The sequence below is a fragment of the Bradyrhizobium paxllaeri genome (assembly GCF_001693515.2).
Taxonomy (GTDB): Bacteria; Pseudomonadota; Alphaproteobacteria; order Rhizobiales; family Xanthobacteraceae; genus Bradyrhizobium; species Bradyrhizobium paxllaeri.
Genome location: NZ_CP042968.1, coordinates 3,457,194 through 3,474,474, shown reverse-complemented (window position 1 = coordinate 3,474,474; position 17,281 = coordinate 3,457,194). Strand labels below are relative to the sequence as shown.

Sequence of the window (17,281 nt, the reverse complement as noted above, 5' to 3'; positions counted from 1 at the left end):
TCGGCCGGATTTCATGTAGCGTTCTGGCGCACATCGATCACATCACGAGGCATCATGGCGCGCGCGGCAGTGAAGAAGATTGAGACCAGCACCAGCCTGCTGGAAGCTGCCAAGAAAGTGTTGCGCCGCGCCGGCTACGCCGGACTGTCGACCCGCGAAGTCGCGGCGGAAGCGGGCGTGCCGCTGAGCCAGATCCATTATCACTTCGGCTCCAAGCAGAACCTCGTTCTGGAGCTGTTTGAATATCTCAATGCACAGTTGCTCGATCGGCAGAACAGGTTGTTCGAAGACCCGTCGCTGAAACTGTCCGAGCAGTGGGACCGCGCCTGTGACTATCTGGATGAGGACATTGCCTCGGGCTACGTGCGGGTGCTGCAGGAACTGATTGCCGTGAGCTGGCATGATGCGGAAGTAGCCAAGGTGATCCGGGCCGGCATCATGGGTTGGGTCGACCTGATCGTGGGCCTGGCACGGAAGACCGAACAGGCGATCGGCCCGCTCGGCCCGTTTTCGGCAGAGGAAGTCGGCGCAATCGCCGCCGCCAGCTTCATCGGCGGCGAAAGCCTGTTCCTGCTGGGGCTGGAGAAAAAGGGCTCGCCGATACGGGCATCGCTTCGTCGCGTCGGCGATCTCATCCGAATTGCGGAAGGATCCTCGTCAGACAAGAGGTAAGCATGCGCGCAAAATTACCGGACGGTAGCGGTCTGGTTACCCGCGACGGCGTGAACCTCGCCTACGAAATCTACGGCGATGCGCCTGACACCATCCTGTTCATCCCGCCCTGGAGCATCGTTCACTCGCGAATCTACAAGGCGCAGCTGCCCTACTTCAGCGAACGCTTCCGCTGCATCACCTATGATGGCCGCGGCAACGGCAAATCCGACCGGCCGCGCGATGTCGCCGCCTACACGCTCGACAATTACCTGGCCGACGCCCTCGCCGTGATGGATGCCCTCGACGTGGGACAAGCTATCCTGGTCGGGCTTTCGTTTGGCGGTTTGCTCGCTTCCATCCTCGCTGCCTATCATCCCGAACGCGTGCGGGCAGCCATCCTCGCAGGCACTGTCTCGGCCATCGGGCCTACGCAGCACGAAAGGCTTGCGGCCTCTCATTTTCTCGCTGATCGAGACCGTTATGAAGGCTGGGACAAGTTCAACCGCGCATACTGGCTGAAGAACTATCCTGACTTCGCTGAGTTCTTCATTCGCAACATCTGCAGCGAACCGCATTCGACCAAGCAGATCGAGGACGGCGTCGGCTGGGCTGCCGAAACAGACGGGCCGACCCTGATCAAGACGGTGGAAGCGCGAAACGCTCTTCCCGGGTTCGATGTGAGCGCGGAAATGTATCGCGGCATCCGCTACCCGGTCCTGTTCATCCACGGCGACAACGACCAGATCCAGCCTTGCGCACGCGCAAAGGCCGCACATGCCGAAGTCAGCGGCGCGGAGTTCGCAACGATCGCAGGCGGCGGCCACAACCCTCTCGGGCGGTATCCGGCAAAATCAAACGCGCTGATCAACGACTTTATCGAGCGCCGGCTTGCGATACGCCAGCCGACGCGTGAAACCTTGCGGCGCAGCACGGGGCAGAAGCGCGCGCTCTATCTCTCCTCGCCGATCGGCCTCGGTCATGGCCGCCGCGACATCGCCATCGCGCGCGAATTGCGCAAGCTGCATCCCGACCTCAGGGTGGACTGGCTGGCGCAAGATCCGGTTACGCGCCTGCTCGAGGCCGGCAACGAGCATGTCCATCCGCTCAGTGCACGACTGGCGAGCGAGACGCGACATATCGAGCTGGAAAGCGGCGAACACGAATTGCACTGCTTCCAGGCACTCCGCCGCATGGACGAGGTGCTGATCAAGAACTTCATGATCTTCCAGGACGCGGTCGAGCAAGGCGCCTACGACATCGTGATTGCCGACGAGGCCTGGGACATCGATCACTACTGGCACGAACACCCCGAGCTGAAAAAAGCAAAACTCGCCTGGTTGACCGACTTCGTCGGCTACGTGCCGATGCCGTCCGGCGGCAAGCATGAGGCCCTGCTGACCGCCGACTACAATTCCGAGATGATTGAACATATCGAGCGGCACCCCGCCGTGCGCGATCGGGCGATTTTCGTCGGCAGCCCTGAAGACATCGCGCCGCTATCGTTCGGCGCGGATTTGCCGCTGATGCGCGAATGGGTACCGAGGCACTTCGATTTCGCCGGCTACGTCATCGGCGAGCATCCCCAAAGCTTCGGCAGCCGCCAATCTCTTCGCGAAGCGCTCGGCTATCGGGACGGCGAGCAGGTTTGCATCGTCACCGTCGGCGGCTCGGGGATCGGCGCCCACCTGATCAAACGCGTCCTGCAGGCCTATCCAATTGTCAAGGCCAGGCTTCCGGCATTACGCATGGTGGTGGTCGCAGGTCCGCGCATCGATGCAGCGTCGCTGGGTGCGCCGGAGGGTGTCGAGATCAGGTCGTTCGTCGCCAATCTCAACCAACATCTTGCCGCGTGTGATCTGGCGCTGGTGCAGGGTGGGCTTACGACATGCATGGAACTCGCGGCCGCCGGGACGCCATTCATCTACTTTCCGCTGCGAAACCATTTCGAGCAGAACTTTCACGTCGCCCACCGCCTGCGCCGCTATGGCGCGGGCATTCAAATGGATTTTGCTTCGTCCACCCCCGACATGATTGCCGATGCCATGATGTCGGCTGTGTCGAGGCCGGATCAACCGAAACCGGTTGAAGCCGACGGTGCGAGACGTGCAGCCGCTATGATCGGTGAATTGCTGGCATGACCAGCCCGGAACAGGCGCCAGCTATTTGCGGTAGATTTTGCTCGGATCGAACTGCCGGTCCGCATCGACGAACAACAGCCGCGTACCGCCATCGGCCGCATCGACCTTGCGGTAGAAGCACGAAAGCCGTCCGGTGTGGCAGGCGGCGCCGGTTTGCTCGACGCGGATCCAGACCGCGTCCTGATCGCAATCGGTGCGCATCTCGACCACGCGCTGGGTCTGACCCGACGTCTCGCCTTTTCGCCACAACGCGTTGCGCGAACGGCTGAAGTACCAGGCTTCGCCGGTTGCGATCGTCTTGCGCAGCGCCTCGTCGTTCATGTGCGCGACCATCAGCACGTTGCCGGTGGCGGCATCGGTTGCCACGCAGGTGACGAGACCGGACGCGTCGAACTTGGGCTGAAAGGTCAGCCCCTCTTCGCGCTCATTGATCGTTGCGGATGTGGACACGGTAGCCTCGCGGAAATCCATAGCGTTTTCGAGCGAAGTGGGTGTCCGGTTCGCGTGAAGAAAACGCGTCAAACCAATCGAAGGCGAGGTTACCGGTTCGGGCCTCGCACCAGGGACAGGAAACGCTGCTGCTCCGCCGGATTGTCGCGGAACATGCCGGTGAACCGGCTGGTGAACGTCATCGCGCCATGCTTGGCGACGCCGCGCACCGACATGCAGGTATGCTCCGCCTCGATCAGCACGGCAACGCCGCGGGGCTTCAGGACCTCGTCGATCGCGGCCGCGATCTGGGCGGTCAGGTGCTCCTGGGTCTGCAGGCGGCGGGCGAAGATATCGGTCAGGCGCGCCAGCTTCGACAGGCCGACCACCCGCTCCACCGGCGTATAGGCGATATGCGCCCTGCCGTAGAACGGCATCATGTGATGCTCGCACTGCGAGGTGAATTCGATGTCGCGGACGAGGACGAAATCGTCATAGCCGGCAGTCTCGCCAAAAGTGCGGTCCAGCACTTCGGCCGGGCACTGGTGGTAGCCCTGGTAAAGTTCGTCGAAGGCTTCGACCACCCGGCGCGGCGTATCCAGAAGTCCCTCGCGGCCAGGATTCTCGCCGATATAGCTGAGCAACGTGTGCACGGCATGTTCGGCCTCGGCGCGCGACGGGCGCGGCAGGTCGGCGCGGACGGCGGCGGCCAGGAATTCGGCGGGATCGAGCTCCGCGGGGCGGGCTTCCGGCGCCACATCGGGCGATTTCACTTCGGAAGGCTTGACGTCCGAAGGCTTGACTTCAGAAGGCTTGCCAGGGCGGAGGGATTTGATCAGTGCGTCCATGTCTTCTCCGTTCGACCGGCCCGCAAAGACCGGAGTGTCACCGGGCAGACGGGGCAGTTTTACCCGCCGGGCGCCTGAGTCCCATTAAAACGCCGGCGACCGGACAGGTTTCCATGTCGGGCCGCCCTCGGCAAACGGCCGGGCTGTTTTTCCGCCGTTCCTGTCCATATATAGGACGGTGAAACCCAGCCGCCAAGGGCGCTCGCATGGCCGAGCCCGGGACCCGGATCTATGCTGAACGACATCTACAACAAGCGGATTATCGAGCTTGCGGGCAATATTCCGCGTCTCGGACGCCTCCCCGACCCCCACGCCAGCGCCACCGCCCACTCCAAACTGTGCGGATCGACCGTCAAGGTCGACCTCAAGATGGAAGGCCCCGTGGTCACCGACTTCGCCCATGACGTGAAGGCCTGCGCGCTGGGACAGGCCTCCTCCTCGATCATGGCAAGCCATGTGGTCGGCTCGACCGCTGACGAGTTACGTGAGTTGCGAGAAACCGTGCGCAAGATGTTGAAGGAAAACGGCGGACCGCCGCAGGGCAAATGGGCCGACATCGCGCTGCTCGAGCCGGTGCGCGACTACAAGGCCCGCCACGCCTCGACCCTGCTGACCTTCGACGCCGTGGTCGACGCCATCGGCCAGATCGAAGCGCGGAACAAGCAGCCGGCGCAGGCGTAAGGCTGGATCGTCATTCCGGGGCGATGCGCAGCATCGAACCCGGAATCTCAAGATTCCGGGTTCGCGCTTTCGCGCGCCCCGGAATGACAGCTTCAATTTGAAACCTTACTTCTGCGGCTGAGCCTGGGCCGGTTGCGCCGGCGCGGTCGCATTGCCGCCGGTTGGAACCGCGGCTTCGGCGGTCTTGGTGGACTTGCCCTGCTGCGGTTGCGCTTCGCCCTCCACAGCGGAGCTGACGAAACGATCCTGCGGCTTGGCCGGCTTCGCCTCGGCCATCGGCACCGACGAATTGTCCTGCGGGAACACGTCGGCAAGCGCATCTGTCGTGACCAGATTGCTCAGGCGCAATTCGCTGCGCGACAATTCGTGCAGATCTTCCCAGGGCGGCACGCTAAGGGCGAGCGACAGCAAATCGCCGCTGCCCCCCATGTCGAAGGTGTATTTGGTGAGCCGGCCGATGTCGCGCTGCACGATCATCAGATCCTGCGCGGTATAGCTTGAGGCCTTGGCGTCGTCGGCGCGGTCACCCATCCAGATCTGATGGACGCGGACATGCGCGGTCGGCGGCACGTAACGGGTCTTGCCCGACAGCAGCAGGAACACGCACATCGACTCGCAATAGGCTTCCGGCGTCACGCTGGTGCGCTCGCCGTTCGGGGTTCGCGTGCGCACGGTGGCGCCGACGGTGGTCAGCGCGCCGAGACTACGGAACCGCCGGCCGAGGGTGATGGAATCGTTGACCGAGCCGCCGCTGGAATCCAGCACGATGGTCGCGCCGGCGAGTTGACGATTTTTTGCAAACTCGTCGAACTCCCGCGGACTATCCGATGTAACGATGCCGACGGCCGAGACCCAGCCTCTGCAGTCGGGCTGGCAGGCGTTCCACTTGAAGTGCATCGGCTGCTTGCGTTCTTCGAGGACACCGCCGGCATGCGCCGAATTGCCCAGCGTCGTGATCGCGCCCGGCAAAGCGAGACAGAAGGCGGTGGCGCCGAGAAGCGCCCAGCCGCGAAATTTCAGCGACCTTGCAAACTTCAATTTGGTTCCTTCCCCCAAGCCGCCGTCAACGGGCGATGGCAATGGCCCCTTTTCAACGCGGGATGATTCTGTCATCGGCGCGTCGTCAAAACGGTAACTGTCCTGCCCTGTGTCGTCCATAATACCTTGGCTTGCTCCGGCATCTTGCGGTGCGATAGTTGCGAACTGTGGCGTAAATATCTGCACGTTCTAGGTTCCTTGCTTGGGAACTCCCGCAAAACTACGTAAATAGTCCACATGGCGCCCGCAGATCAGTCATCGTCATCACACAAGCACTGCACGGATTGTGCCAACGCAGTATCCCGCTTGCCGCGCAACGCCGGGCGCGCGCTGATCTGGATCTACCGGCACACGCTGTCGCTACTGGTCGGCTACAACTGCCGGCACCTGCCGACATGTTCGGTGTATGGCGACGAAGCGATCGAGCGTTTTGGCTTGTGGGGCGGCGGCTGGATGACGCTGGCGCGGCTACTGCGCTGCCACCCCTGGGGCACATCGGGCATCGACAACGTGCCGCTCACAACACCGCCGGGCGCGCGATGGTATCTGCCGTGGCGCTACGGACGCTGGCGCGGCGTCAATCCTTCGTGAGTGCAACGCGCTTAGCGCCAGAAGAAAAATCCGCCCCGCGGCTGCTGCGACCAGAAATCCGTCGACGGCCGCGGCCCTATATCCGCCGGCGGCCGTGGCCTGCGCGGGCGCGATGGCGGCGGCGCCGCCTCAGCCGACGCTGTGGCGTCGATGGCGGGCGATCCATCGTCCGGCAATCTCACCGACAGCAGTACATTCGTTTCCGGCGTGCGCCAGCGATAGCCGATCCCGAAATCGATCGGCTGCGCGCGGCGGAACAGCGCAGCATAGGACTCCTGGTAGCGCCCCGGGAATTCATCGATCGGCCCGAGATAGCGGCCGAACGGAAACAGCCGCCATTTCTTCGTGCTGTAGTAGGCGAGCGGAACTCCTGAATCGTCCTGGATGATAGTGGCGCTGTTGTTGAGCAGGAAGTTGCGCACAGTGGTGAAATTGCCGGAATGCAGGAGATAGGACGCGCTCTTGATCAGGCTGTTGCCGGGCGCGAGCGTCTCACAGAATTTCAGGAAGCCGCTCGCCCTCACGCCGGAATTGGAAAGATCGGTCGAGAAGTAATACAGCGTCTTCTCCGCACCGTCGGGGCCTGCGAAGATGATGCGCACGCCGCGCACGGCATTCGGCCCGGGATTTTCGCTAGCCGAATACGCCGCGCCCTTGTCGTCCAGCGAGATCGGACTCGTGCTCTTCACCGTCATCCCCGAGCGCGCCAAGAACACATAGAGGATCGGCAAGGTGCCGCTGATCTGGCCCGCCTGCAGATCGGTCTTCATCTGCTTGGTGATGAAGAAGCTGAAGCTCAGGACCGAACTGAGCGAACGCTCGACATTGTAGAGTGCCGATGCGATGCCGCCGCGCGACAGTCGCGTCAGATCGGGTACTGAACCTACCGGCTCCAGCGCGCTCAGCACGTAAGTGGATGCCTTCGAATAGAAGGCGTTGGCGTAGAGAAAATCCGGACCAGAGAACATGTAGAACATGGTCGGCCGCGGCGCCGCCAGGTTGGTGTCCGCCCATGTGCGGATCTTTGACAACTGCCGCTGCTCGAGCTGCTCGAACGCGCCGTCGAAGAATTTGGCATGGCGCTGCCAGGCCGGCTCCCTGGTGAGCGGCGCGAGCGGCGAATCCGCCGCCGGCATCATGCCCGCAAGAAATTTCGCGGTGTCGTCCACCGTTGCAGTCTGGGCGTGACCGGCAGCGACAGCCGCCAGCAGCATGAAAGCCGCCAGCGTCGCCATTCTCAGGGAATGCAGCATGTTCACTCGGGCCCCGCAGAGACAGCCACAGGGCCTTGATCCGCCCGCTTGCGGAAGACCGCGTAGATCAGCAGGCCGGAACACATGATCAGGATACTCAGCATCGACCGCAGCGGCTGTTCGGCCAAAAGATAGTACATCATGAAACCGGTCACGAGCAGAAAGACGGCAGGGGTCACCGGGTACCCCCAGGCGCGGTACGGCCGCGGCAGATCGGGATGCGTGATGCGCAGCTTGATCACGCCGAGCACGGTGAAGAACGAACAGAACAGCAGCGCGAACTGGATGAACTCAAGCACCGCCTCGAAGCTGCGCGTGAACAGCATCAGGCTGGCGACCGTGAGTTGGAACAGGATGGCATTGGCCGGCGCACCATTGCCGGAGCGGCGGGCGAACGGCCGCAGCACCGGAATGTCCTCGCCCATCGTCATCATGACGCGCGGCCCGATCCACATCATCGCGCTGATCGAGGAGATCAGCCCGAAGCAGATCATCGCGCCGACGATGCGGCCGCCGAATTCGCCGAAGATATAGCTGCCGGAGATGCGGGCGACGTCGATCTGGCCGGCGAGCTTGTCGATCGGCGCGGTATGCAGGAATACCGCATTGAGCGCGACATACAGCACGAGCACGATCAGCGTTCCGATCAGCATCGCCCGCGGCACGTTGCGCTCGGGCAACCTCACCTCGCCCATGATGTAGGTTGCCGCGTTCCAGCCCGAGAACGAATACATCACGAACACGAGGCTGATCGCGAACGGCGCACTGACGACATAGGTGAAGTCGGAAGCCGATGGCGCAAACGACACCGGCTGCGCTGTGCCGATCACGAAACCGCAGGCCAGGAAGGCCAGGATCAGCACGACCTTCAGGATGGTCGCGACCAGTTGAAAGGTCGAGGAGTGCCTGACACCGGTGAGCTGCACCAGCGACACCAGCCAGACCACGCCCACCGCGAGCACCAGTGGCGGCGCATCAGGGAGCACCGACTTGCCGTACTCGCCGAACGCCATCGCGGCCAACGCCACCGGCGCCGCAAAGCCCACCGTCGCCGACACCCAGCCCGCCACAAAACCAAAGGCCGGGTGATAGGCCCGGCCGAGGAAATTGTACTCACCGCTCGAGCGCGGAAACATCGCACCGAGTTCGCCGTATGAAAACGCGCCGCACAGCGCGACGATGCCGCCGACCGTCCACAGCAGCAGGATCGAAAAGCCTGACGGGATGTCCTTGACCTGAAAGCCGAGGCTGGTGAAGACACCGACGCCGACCATGTCGGCAACGACGATGGCAACCGCCACCAGAACCGAAACGCCGGAGCCACTACTGGTGGGCGAGCCAGCCCAAGCCGGGCTTCCCGTTTGTGATGCTGCCATCTCGGACCCCATCTTCAAGCGCCCGCAGCCGAGAGCTGCATCGTGCAGGCTGACGCCGCGCAATTCAAGCAGTGTTAACAAGGGTTTAAATTGAGACACGAAATAGGTTCGATGGTACCGCCAAGGGCCCCCGTGCCACTACCGGATTGCGAAAACATCGTGACCATCCCACAATCGCGACACGATTGGGTGGTCTCCTCAAGCTTCCGGACGTGGGGAGTTTTTCCGGACGCTTAACGTCGCCGCGTGCAAACTTAACCCCGGTTGACGGTGGATCTTGGGACATTGGGGTGGATGGTCGGAGCTGATCCGAAATTCCAGACAATTGGTCGCGCCATGCGGTTGGCGTCATCAGTCATGCCGCGCCGCGTCCTGCAGCTGCGATGGCACTGGGTTGCCCTGGCTGCGCTGATCGTGCCGCTATCCTTTGTGCTCGTTCAGTGCGGCAAGGCGCCCAGCGCCGGCATGCTGGCTGCGAACACGGACGGCGCCAAATCCCGCGCCGCCAAACCGCAGGCTTCGGCCGATACGTTCGACGAACGTTTCCCCGGGCCGCAATTCGCCGACCGTTTCCCGACGGCAAGCGAAAGCCTCCAGCAACAGGTTGCGCTGACGCCGCAGCCGCGTACCGTTCGTACCGAACCTGTGAGAGTAGCGTCGCTGACGCCAACGCTGACGCTGTCCCGCACCGAGCGCGAAGAGCTGACTACGCTGGTCAGCATGAAGTCTTCGGCCTTTCCCTATTTCGGCAACAACCCGCGCTCCGAGGAGCCGTTCCTCAACATCACCAAGGGCGACCGCAAGGGCCACCGCAGCTATGGCGGCCGGGTCTACTGGCAGGACGAGACCTACAACGACAGCCGCGTGCTGGTGCATGTCCCCGAGACATTCGACGTCAAAAAGCCCGGCGTAATCGTGCTGTTCTTCCACGGCAACGGCGCGACGCTGGAGCGCGACGTGCGCGACCGGCAATTGGTCCCGCAGCAGATCACCGATTCCGGCGTCAACGCCGTGCTGCTCGCGCCGCAAATGGCGGTCAATGCCGCCGACTCCTCGGCCGGCAAGTTCTGGCAGCCCGGCGGCCTGAAGCGCTTCATCGATGAATCGGCCGGCCATCTCGCCCGCCTCTACGGCGATCCGAAGTCGGCGCAAGCGTTTGCGAATATGCCGATCGTGATCGTCGGCTATAGCGGCGGCTTCCTGCCGACCGCCTGGAGCCTCGAGGTCGGCGGCCTCCCCAACCGCGTCCGTGGCGTGTTCCTGCTCGATGCCGTCTATGGTGAACTCGACAAGTTCGCGTCCTGGATCGAGAAGAACCGCACCGGCTTCTTCGTTTCTTCGTACACCCGCTACACCAAGCGGCATGACCTGGAGCTGATGCAAATGCTCCGCGACAAGGGCATCACCGTCACCGAGAGCATGGACGGACCGCTGCGTCCCGGCAGCGTCGTGTTCGTGCAGACGCCTGACGGCGTCACCCATCGCGATTACGTGACGCAAGCCTGGACCGAGCATCCGGTCAAGGACGTGCTGGTCAAGATGGCGGCAACGCCCGCTTTGACCCGGATCGCCAGCGGCGCGCCTTACGCAAATCGGTAAACGCCTTCGCCGGATCAGGCCTTTTTGGGTTTGGTCAGGATCACCGTCGTCAAGGCGATCGCGACAAAGGCCGCCCCGACATAGCCATTGGCGAGGAAGAGATCGCGCGCATACAGGAAACCGCCGATGGCCGAGCCGATGGCCTGCCCCACATAGAGTACCGACGTGTTGAGCGATATCGACGCCGACGCAAGCGCAGGTGCTGCGCCGACCAGCCGCACCTGCTGCATCGAATTGGTGGAAGCAAATCCAATCCCCCAGATCGCGACGGCAGCCGCCATCAGCGGATAGATGCCGGCGCTGAGCGCCCATCCGCTCACGCCGGCGAACAGCACCGATGTGAACAGGACCGAGGTCTTCCAGGCGCCCCAGGAATCGACGATGCGGGTGGCGATCGCGGTGCCGATGACGCCGCAGATACCGTAGCAGGCGAAGACCAGGGCAATCGGATCCGGGCCGGCGCCCGTCAACCGCGCCAGCAACGGGCCCATGTAAGTAAATATCACGAACTGGCCGGACATCTGCGCGGTCGTGATCAACAGCAGCAGCAGGATCATCCGGTTGCGGCCGATGGCGGCCCATGTCTTCAGGTCGACCGGCGCGCCGATCAGCCCAGCCGGCAGGCGCCACGCCAGCAGAAGGAAACTCAGGCAGCTCATCGCGCCGATGGCGCCATAGACTGCCTGCCAGCCATAGCGGCTGGCGATAAACGTGATCGCCGGCAGGCCGACGGCAGCCGCCAGCGACCAGCCGAGAAAGATGTAGGCGATGGTGCTGCCGCGCTTTTGCACCGGCACGATCAGGGCGCCGGTGCCCGCCGCTTGCGGCGTGTAGAGCGCGCCGACCGCCAGCATGATCAGGCGAATGCCGAGCAGGCTCGCGTAGTCAGGCGCAAAGGCCGACGCAATGTTGGTCAGCGCCAGCACGGCGAGCGTAGCCGTGAGCAAGGTGCGGCGCTCGATCCTCGAGGTCAGCCACGCCGTGACCGGCGAACCGACACACAGCATGATCGCGCCGAAGGTGATCAGAAGACCTGCCGTGCGGATCGAGACGTCAAGACCGGAGGAGAGTTCGACCAGCATACCCGCCGGCGCCAGCACCGAGCAGCCGGTGACGACGTTGCCGAGCATCAGGGCGGTGGGAGCGAAGCGTTTCACACCGTCGCGTATAGTCAGCCGCCGAGTTCAATGCAACTGCATGCAAATGCATGGCCGCTGATCGAATCCGTGCCCTCTGCTCACTTCGCCGGATTTGCCGCGGCTGCCGGATCGGCGTTGACGTTGGTGGATGCCGCCGCCGGCGGTCGTGGGTTGTTGGCCGGGCACGATGCCAGCAGCCGCGTCCACGCCGCTCCGAGGCCTACCGTGTCGATGTCGAATGTCGACAGGTCGGTCTTGCCATCCGCCGCCGGTGTGCGTTCGCCCATCTGCAGGCGGGGAGCGGCCAGCATCGCCTCCATGGCCTCGGGCGCAACGATGTCGCTCCAGATTTCGAACTTGCCGACGCGCGCGGGGTATCTTCCAAAGGCCACGGATTTTTCCGGACCCGCCATCAACATCACCGTCTTGTTGCTGCTGACGTCCTTCTTGCTGCCGGCATCCTGGTCGGCGTCACGGACGAACATCAGCCTGGCGCGAGTCGTGTTCTCGCAGAACAGCCGCCACTCCATCGATCGGAACGACCCGCCCTCGCCCTGCCTAGCTGATGCGAGCTTGCGGACGTATGGGCGCGCCGCGGTCTCGAAGGTCCAGGGCGTTTCGAGCAGCGAGCGCTTGTCGATCCCGAAGCGATAGAGCTCAGCCCGCGTCAGCACGTGCAGGCTCTCGAACTTTACCGTCTTGATGAGATCGTCCAGCTCCCGGCTGACGCCCATCGAGGTGACGAACGCGGCGCGCTCGCGATCGGCGCTCGCCATGCGGCGCTGCTTGTATTCGGCGATCACCTGCGCCGGGATCGGCCCGTGAACGACCAGCGTCAGTCTGGAGTTATGCACGGCCATGACGGCATCGGGCGCAACCTCGCGAGTCGTGGCGCCGAGAAACAGGTAGCCGCAGGCCGAATTGCACATGGCGTTGCGCGTCGTGAGTTCAGCCTCAACCTCGCCGCCGCCCGTCTTGATCTTGAGGCAGGCCGCGTCGACCTGGGTTCCGCCGGCGCAGGCGGTTGCGATGGTGCGCCCGATCCGGGCAACGGCCTTCCTGCCGCGCAGCATTCGGGCGATGACATAGGACGGCCTGACCGAACCGCCAGGCGAATGGAAATAGATCGGGCGCGTCGTGTCCCTGGCGTTACGCAGGAAGCGGCTGACACGCGCTGCGGCTCCCTCATCGACCTGGCCTTCGATCGCGACCCAGCGGTCGCAACCCGGACCGCAGGAATTGGCCGGACCCTTGGCATTGTAGATGATCAGCCTCGGCGCAAAGCCGGCCTTCTCGGCCGGCGTTTCGGCACGCAATTCGCCACTGACCAGCAGCAGGGCTGCGAGAACGAGAAACCGAAACATCATCAGACCGGCACAATCGGGCGAATGGGCGAGCAAACACGCAATACGCAAGGCTAGACAATGCGCGACTGTCCGGCAATCCCTGGTGGCGAACCAGGCCTCCTGTGAGGTTAGAGCGACCGGCACTTTCCTTCATTGTGATCGCGATATGGCGTGATTTTCTCGATATTGCCCGATTGCAGGAGCCGAATCCCCTGCTATACCGCTGCTTTCCCGCTTACCTGCGCTCGTTCGCAGGAGTGAGCTCTAGGAGACGACAATGCCTGACCAGAATACGCCCGCCTCGGGATTCCAGTTCGGCCTCGCTAATTTGAAACCGGCCGAACCCGTGCAAAAGATCACCCTCACCTTCCCCGACGGCGCCAAGCGCGAATTTGCCAAGAACATCACCGGCCTCGACATCGCCAGGGGCATCTCGCCCTCGCTCGCCAAGCGCACGGTCGCGATGGCGCTGGATGGCGTGGTCGCCGATCTCAACGATCCGATCTCGGACGACGCGAAGATCGAGCTGATCAACCGCGAGGATCCCCGCGCGCTGGAACTGATCCGGCATGACTGCGCGCATGTGCTGGCGGAAGCGGTGCAATCGCTGTGGCCGGGCACGCAGGTCACCATCGGCCCTGTCATCGAGAACGGTTTCTACTACGACTTCTTCCGCAACGAGCCGTTCACGCCGGAAGACTTTGCGGCGATCGAAAAGCGGATGCGCGAGATCATCGCGCGCGACAAGCCCTTCACCAAGGAAGTGTGGGACCGCGAAAAGACCAAGCAGGTGTTCCGCGACAAGGGCGAGGCCTTCAAGGTCGAGCTGGTCGATGCCATTCCCGGCGACGAGCCGATCAAGATCTATTTTCAAGGCGACTGGTTCGATCTCTGCCGCGGCCCGCATATGTCTTCGACCGGCAAGATCGGCAACGCCTTCAAGCTAATGAAGGTGGCGGGCGCCTATTGGCGGGGCGACGCCAACAATCCGATGCTGACGCGCATCTACGGCACGGCGTTCGCCAGGCAGGAAGAGCTCGACGCCTACCTCAAGCAAATCGAGGAAGCCGAGAAGCGCGACCATCGCAAGCTCGGCCGCGAGCTCGACCTGTTCCACTTCCAGGAAGAAGGCCCCGGCGTGGTGTTCTGGCATCCGAAGGGCTGGACCATCTTCCAGGCGCTGATCGCCTATATGCGCCGCCGCCTGACCGGCGACTATGACGAGGTCAACGCGCCGCAGATCCTCGACAAGGGATTGTGGGAAACCTCGGGCCATTGGGACTGGTACCGCGAGAACATGTTCGCGGCCCAATCCGCCGGGGACGAGGCCGAGGACAAGCGCTGGTTTGCGCTCAAGCCGATGAACTGCCCCGGCCATGTGCAGATCTTCAAGCACGGCCTGAAGAGCTACCGCGACCTGCCCTTGCGCCTTGCCGAATTCGGCGTGGTGCATCGCTACGAGGCATCAGGCGCCATGCACGGCCTGATGCGCGTGCGCGGCTTCACCCAGGACGATGCGCACGTTTTCTGCACGGAGGCCCAGCTTGCCGACGAGTGTCTCAAGATCAACGAGCTGATCCTGTCGACCTACGCCGATTTCGGCTTCGACGGCGAGCTGACGGTCAAGCTCTCGACCCGGCCCGAGAAGCGTGTCGGCACCGACGAGATGTGGGATCACGCCGAACGCGTGATGGCGACCGTGCTGGCGGAAATCCAGGCCAGCGGCAACAACCGCATCAAGACCGAGATCAACCCGGGCGAAGGCGCGTTCTACGGGCCGAAGTTCGAATATGTGCTGCGCGACGCCATCGGCCGCGACTGGCAGTGCGGCACCACGCAGGTCGACTTCAACCTGCCGGAACGTTTTGGCGCGTTCTATATCGACGCCGACGGCTCGAAGAAGGCACCGGTGATGGTGCATCGCGCGATCTGCGGCTCGATGGAGCGTTTCATCGGTATTCTCATCGAGCACTTTGCCGGCAATTTCCCGCTCTGGCTGGCGCCGACCCAGGTCGTGGTGACGACGATCACCTCCGAAGGCGACGAATACGCCAAGGTGGTCGCCGCCGCCGCGCGGCGCGCGGGGCTGCGCGTCGAAATCGATCTTCGCAACGAGAAGATCAACTACAAGGTCCGCGAGCACTCGCTGGCGAAAATCCCGGCCCTGCTCGTCGTCGGCAAGAAGGAAGCCGAGACGCATTCGGTCTCGATCCGCCGGCTCGGCAGCGATGGCCAGAAGGTGATGCCGACCGACGAGGCGCTGGCCGCACTCGTCGAGGAGGCAACCCCGCCGGATGTGAAGCGGGCGCGGATGGCCGTCTGATCACAATCGATCTAAAATAGCTTCCGCTGGACCGGCTGCGCCCCTATCTCTGGCGCAGCCTTTTCCGACGAGAGACATCCTTGTGCTTGATGCCATTGAACTGCTGAAAATCCGCCGCTCGGTGAAGCCGCGCGAGATGAGCGGCCCTGGCCCGACGGCTGGCGAACTCGAGACCATCCTGACCATCGGCGCGCGGGTGCCCGATCACGGCAAGCTGACGCCGTGGCGCTTCATCGTGTTCGAGGGCGACGCCCGGGCGCGCGCCGGTGATGTCATCGCGCGGGTGTTTGCAAAAAAGAACCCGTCCGCGCCGGCCGCCGATATCGAGGTGGAGAAGCGGCGGCTGATGGATGCGCCGCTGGTGATCGCCGTGGTGAGCTTTACCCGGCCACACCCGAAGGTGCCGGCCTGGGAGCAGGAATTGTCCGCCGGCGCCAGCGCCATGAACATTGTCACCGCCGCCACCGCGTTGGGCTACGGCGCCAACTGGCTCACCGGCTGGTTTGCATTCGACCGCGACGTGCTCGACGGGCTCGGGCTGAAGGCGGACGAAAGGCTCGCCGGCTTCATCCATATCGGCACGCCGGCAAAGCCCGTTGAGGATCGCCCTCGTCCGGCGCTGTCCGATATCGTGACGCGGTTCTGAAGCCGACACGCCGCGAACCATCTCGCGCTGCGGAAGCAAGCGGCGTGAGCACTACGAGCCGGGGCGAATTCTACTTTGCATGGGGTTGTTTTGCGATTTTTTGTCCGGGCCCCGCGGTGTACCGCCAAGCCGTCTCGCGGCTAATCTAGCGCGCGATGACCTCGACCTCGGTATCGACGCCGTTGACGACGTTGAAGGGACGCTCGAACACCTTGCCTTCGTTCTTGGCAATGGCCCGGTATTCGCCTTCGGACAGGACGACGCGGGGAAACGCGCCGATCGATTCCTTGATCACGTCGCCGCCCGGCGTAATCACCGACCATGCGGTGTTGGCGAGCGCCTCGCCGCCCCTGTCGCCGACGAGTTTCAGCGTAATCACCGCCGCGCGGTGGCTGACGGTGACGTCGGTCAGTTTGCCGGCCTGCACCCGGATGTCGGAGCGCACCACGGAATTGGCGTCGCCATAGTTGGAGATGATGTAGTAGGTCCCTTCGGGGAGCAGCGCGACGTCGGTGGCGGGAACGCTCGGCAGTAGCGGGCTACGCTCGGCGCCGCCCTCGAACTGGCTGCCCTTGTACAGCGCGAACGAAATCTGGTTCGGCGGAATCTTGCTAGAGCCGACGCGGCCTTCGATTCGCAGACCTCCGGCCGGCAGCACGAAGGCGACGCGGTCGGTCTCCGCCTTCAGGCTCACCGCCCGCACCGCACTGACGAGGCCGAGGGCGACGTGGACGACGTAGTTGCCCGGCGGCAGCACGATGTTCGGGGTCGCGCCGCGCTCCTCGCGAATCAGCTTGAACGTGCCGGTATCGTCGGGCTTGTCGGCGAACACCCGCCACACCAGCCCGCCATTGATCACCGGCAGGTCCTTGCCGTAGCGCGCTGTCAGCGACAGCACCCCCTGGTTTGCGGGCGAGGCCCCCTGCGGCGCGACCGCCGGCGGGGCCGTGGCGATCGAGGGAGGGACGATGGTCGGCTGGTTCAGCGGCGGCGGAGCGGTCGGGATCGCGCCGGTCCCGGAGGGCGGCGCCAGGTTCATGGCCGGCCCGGTCTGGACGTCAGGAACCGCGGCCGGCGGCACCGGTGGCGGGCGGTCGGAGAACATCTGGGCCGAAGCAGGGACCGAAAGCGCCGCGACGAGCGCCAATGCAAGCATAAGCGCCGGGAAAGGCCGTCCGCCCTGCCCGTTTCCAGCAATGCCGTTGCCGCCCGAAATCATG

The 17,281-nt window shown here is 63.8% G+C and carries 15 protein-coding genes; 7 read left to right on the top strand and 8 right to left on the bottom strand.

Annotated features, from left to right (window positions below):
* The first annotated feature begins 54 nt into the window (after nt 1-54).
* Together LMTR21_RS16385 and LMTR21_RS16380 are read left to right on the top strand one after the other, a co-directional pair.
* Nucleotides 55-672, top strand: a complete 618-nt coding sequence (locus LMTR21_RS16385; RefSeq protein ID WP_065755583.1) for a TetR/AcrR family transcriptional regulator — start codon at nt 55-57, stop codon at nt 670-672.
* A gap of 2 nt (nt 673-674) precedes the next feature.
* Nucleotides 675-2,792, top strand: coding sequence for an alpha/beta hydrolase (locus LMTR21_RS16380; protein WP_065755582.1), 2,118 nt, complete (start codon nt 675-677; stop codon nt 2,790-2,792).
* A gap of 21 nt (nt 2,793-2,813) precedes the next feature.
* On the opposite strand, the gene hisI is transcribed toward LMTR21_RS16380, so the two are convergent.
* Together hisI and folE are read right to left on the bottom strand one after the other, a co-directional pair.
* Nucleotides 2,814-3,263, bottom strand: coding sequence for a phosphoribosyl-AMP cyclohydrolase (gene hisI, locus LMTR21_RS16375; protein ID WP_065755581.1), 450 nt, complete (start codon nt 3,261-3,263; stop codon nt 2,814-2,816).
* 68 nt (nt 3,264-3,331) lie between these two features.
* Nucleotides 3,332-4,069, bottom strand: a complete 738-nt coding sequence (folE, locus tag LMTR21_RS16370; protein ID WP_065755580.1) for a GTP cyclohydrolase I FolE — start codon at nt 4,067-4,069, stop codon at nt 3,332-3,334.
* A gap of 231 nt (nt 4,070-4,300) precedes the next feature.
* On the opposite strand from folE, the gene LMTR21_RS16365 reads away from it, so the two are divergent.
* Nucleotides 4,301-4,750, top strand: a complete 450-nt coding sequence (locus tag LMTR21_RS16365; RefSeq protein WP_065755579.1) for an iron-sulfur cluster assembly scaffold protein — start codon at nt 4,301-4,303, stop codon at nt 4,748-4,750.
* Nucleotides 4,751-4,855: 105 nt separating this feature from the next.
* Here LMTR21_RS16365 and LMTR21_RS16360 read toward each other — a convergent pair whose 3' ends face one another.
* Nucleotides 4,856-5,788: a COG3904 family protein gene (locus tag LMTR21_RS16360; RefSeq protein WP_065755590.1), complete on the bottom strand. Its 933-nt coding sequence runs from the start codon at nt 5,786-5,788 to the stop codon at nt 4,856-4,858.
* 237 nt (nt 5,789-6,025) lie between these two features.
* Here LMTR21_RS16360 and yidD point away from each other — a divergent pair, with 237 nt between their 5' ends.
* Nucleotides 6,026-6,379, top strand: coding sequence for a membrane protein insertion efficiency factor YidD (gene yidD / locus LMTR21_RS16355; protein ID WP_065755578.1), 354 nt, complete (start codon nt 6,026-6,028; stop codon nt 6,377-6,379).
* 11 nt (nt 6,380-6,390) lie between these two features.
* On the opposite strand, the gene LMTR21_RS16350 is transcribed toward yidD, so the two are convergent.
* Both LMTR21_RS16350 and LMTR21_RS16345 read right to left on the bottom strand, forming a co-directional pair.
* The gene (locus LMTR21_RS16350) at nt 6,391-7,632 is read right to left on the bottom strand and encodes a hypothetical protein (RefSeq protein ID WP_141688556.1); all 1,242 of its coding nucleotides are present in this window, start codon (nt 7,630-7,632) and stop codon (nt 6,391-6,393) included.
* Between the two features lie 2 nt (nt 7,633-7,634).
* A complete protein-coding gene (locus LMTR21_RS16345; RefSeq protein WP_065755588.1) occupies nt 7,635-9,008 on the bottom strand; it encodes an APC family permease in 1,374 nt (457 codons plus the stop codon).
* 357 nt (nt 9,009-9,365) lie between these two features.
* Here LMTR21_RS16345 and LMTR21_RS16340 point away from each other — a divergent pair, with 357 nt between their 5' ends.
* Complete coding sequence (locus tag LMTR21_RS16340) at nt 9,366-10,607, top strand: alpha/beta hydrolase (RefSeq protein WP_141688555.1); 1,242 nt, start codon at nt 9,366-9,368, stop codon at nt 10,605-10,607.
* Nucleotides 10,608-10,621: 14 nt separating this feature from the next.
* On the opposite strand, the gene LMTR21_RS16335 is transcribed toward LMTR21_RS16340, so the two are convergent.
* Both LMTR21_RS16335 and LMTR21_RS16330 read right to left on the bottom strand, forming a co-directional pair.
* Nucleotides 10,622-11,737, bottom strand: a complete 1,116-nt coding sequence (locus tag LMTR21_RS16335) for an MFS transporter (protein ID WP_065755576.1) — start codon at nt 11,735-11,737, stop codon at nt 10,622-10,624.
* A 107-nt stretch (nt 11,738-11,844) separates the two neighbouring features.
* Nucleotides 11,845-13,113: a hypothetical protein gene (locus tag LMTR21_RS16330; RefSeq protein WP_065755575.1), complete on the bottom strand. Its 1,269-nt coding sequence runs from the start codon at nt 13,111-13,113 to the stop codon at nt 11,845-11,847.
* Between the two features lie 256 nt (nt 13,114-13,369).
* On the opposite strand from LMTR21_RS16330, the gene thrS reads away from it, so the two are divergent.
* The gene (gene thrS, locus LMTR21_RS16325; protein WP_065755574.1) at nt 13,370-15,415 is read left to right on the top strand and encodes a threonine--tRNA ligase; all 2,046 of its coding nucleotides are present in this window, start codon (nt 13,370-13,372) and stop codon (nt 15,413-15,415) included.
* 82 nt (nt 15,416-15,497) lie between these two features.
* A complete protein-coding gene (locus LMTR21_RS16320; protein WP_065755573.1) occupies nt 15,498-16,061 on the top strand; it encodes a nitroreductase family protein in 564 nt (187 codons plus the stop codon).
* Nucleotides 16,062-16,206: 145 nt separating this feature from the next.
* Here LMTR21_RS16320 and LMTR21_RS16315 read toward each other — a convergent pair whose 3' ends face one another.
* Entirely contained in the window at nt 16,207-17,280 is a 1,074-nt protein-coding gene (locus LMTR21_RS16315) for a hypothetical protein (RefSeq protein WP_148636059.1), read from the bottom strand.
* Between the last annotated feature and the right edge of the window lies 1 nt (nt 17,281).